This window comes from Coleofasciculus sp. FACHB-712, assembly GCF_014695635.1.
Taxonomy (GTDB): Bacteria; Cyanobacteriota; Cyanobacteriia; order Cyanobacteriales; family FACHB-T130; genus FACHB-T130.
In genome coordinates this window covers 1-2059 of record NZ_JACJOQ010000394.1, presented here as the reverse complement: position 1 = coordinate 2059, position 2059 = coordinate 1, and the positions used below count along the sequence as shown (strand labels likewise).

1 protein-coding gene is annotated in these 2059 nt (G+C 45.4%); it reads right to left on the bottom strand.

All coding sequences use genetic code 11. The annotated features are described in order from the left end of the window. Positions 1-356 precede the first annotated feature (356 nt). On the bottom strand, positions 357-1754 hold the full coding sequence (locus H6F50_RS11550) for a DNA phosphorothioation system restriction enzyme (protein WP_347277159.1): 1398 nt from the start codon (positions 1752-1754) through the stop codon (positions 357-359). Positions 1755-2059 lie beyond the last annotated feature (305 nt).

Sequence of the window (2059 nt, the reverse complement as noted above, 5' to 3'; positions counted from 1 at the left end):
CGCCCGTCTGAAGGCGCTCGGATTGAGGACTTTCAACTGTTGGTAGAGCATGAGCAGATTCAGTAACGCTTACCTACTTTTGGCTCATTTTCTTGATTCATGCAAGAGGTCTATTGGTTGATTTTCAATCACCTTCAAGCATTATTCTCATTTTTCTCTGTTTGTATGAAACCACCCTGCTTACCCCCCTTCGGAAGAAGGGGGGCAGAAGTTGCTTCGCATTTATTCAACTAAACCCGCCTACGCGGGTTTCAGAAGTCCGCGTAGGCGGACTTTGTTTGTGTAGCCGCGATTTCTAATCGCCAGGTATATTTGCTTTTACAACCCATTAAGGAATACTAGATTCAGCCAAAGCATTACATATCCATTAACTCGTAGTTTCTCTGTAAATCCAGTAATTTTACTCTGGCTTCGCCCGCATTATCCGCTAAGTCAGCAAACTCTACAAATCGCCGCAATTCCTTTCTTAACAAATTGCGTTCTACTTCCAAAGTTTCCCGATCTAACTCTGGCGGCACTACAATCATGTCAAATAAAGTAGCGCGTTGCTTGCCTGGGTGAGGGCGCAAAATTCGTCCTCGACGCTGAATAAATTGGCGCGGATTGCTGCTACTGGCTAAAATTACAGCATTCTGAATTGCTGGAATATCGACACCCTCATCTAGACACCGAATCGCCACCAAACCTTGTAAATCTCCCGACTCAAATTGACACCGCAAATTTTCTCTTTCTGATAATGGAGTTTGGGCAGTGTAGGTGTTAATTCGGTATCCCAATTCATCTCCCAAAATTTTAGCAACCGCTTTCAATTGGCGCGTGCTTTCTACAGAACCATCTCCGCAATAAAATAAAGTGTGCGTCATGTCCAAGCGTTTACTCATTAACTGGCGCAAAGCAGTTAACTTGTTGGTAGCAGCGCCAATTAATCTCGCCCGTTGCATCAACAATGGCTTGAGTTTTTCCTGGTCTTCCCAATTGCTTTTGCTAGCACCGTTCTCGCGTTCCTGGAACAACAGCGCCCTGCCAATCCTAGCGGTTAATTTTACATAAGCACGGGCTTCTGCCTCTGTTAGTTCTACCAGGATAGGGTAGTACAAATAATGCACCAACGCCCCCTGTTGAATTGCATCTTTCAGCGTAAATTCCGGCTCTAAAACTCTGCCAAAATAATCAAATAAAGATTGCGTTCCTTCATCATCAAAATACCGTTCTGGTGTTGCCGAAAGCGCCAGTCTTAACCCCACTTTAGAAGGCAAACTCTTCTCCAACTGCCTTGCACCGAGATTATGCGCTTCATCTCCTACAATTAGCGTTTTGTCTGGAAAATATTTAAGTTGAGATTGCAATCCTTCACTCATCAAGGTGGCATTTGTTGTAATGAGTGTGAGAAACCGTTGATTGCCAGAACGCAGATTGTAGAGTTGCGTTGATAGCTGACTCTGCCAGTTGCGTACATTCTCAAAAGCTAAAACTGGCTGTAGTCCAAATTTCTCGCATTCTCGCGCCCACTGTGTCACCAGATGTCGATAGGGACACACTACCAGCAACACTTGCAAGCCAATTTGTTGATAGAGTGAGGTGGCGATCGCTAGCGCCGTAATCGTCTTCCCACTCCCCGTCGCCATCTTCAGCGTCCCTCTGCCTTGATTGGCAAACCAGCTAGCAACGGCTTCCTGTTGATACTGCCGCACTTGTAAAGACGCTGGCATTCTGGGGCATCCTAGTGGTGTTTGATGCCCTTCTGAGGGATGCAGATGGTAAGTACCCTTAGAAGCAGCAACCGCTAAAAGTCTGTTAATCGGTTGCAGGTCGTACTGTACCGGCGAAGCTACGCGATCGGATTGCTCTTTTGCCTGACTTTCGACTTTATAAACACCCTTTGACGACAACTTCACGCGCCACTACCCCTGCCATTCAAGCTGTTGATTTATTTTATGGGTTTAGGAGAGTAATCGGGTGCGATCGCTATTTATCTAACCAGCTAATTTAAGTATTCACTACACTCAAATAGCTGCAAACTTAACTTAAAAATCAATTTACCTAGGCGCACAGATTCCCA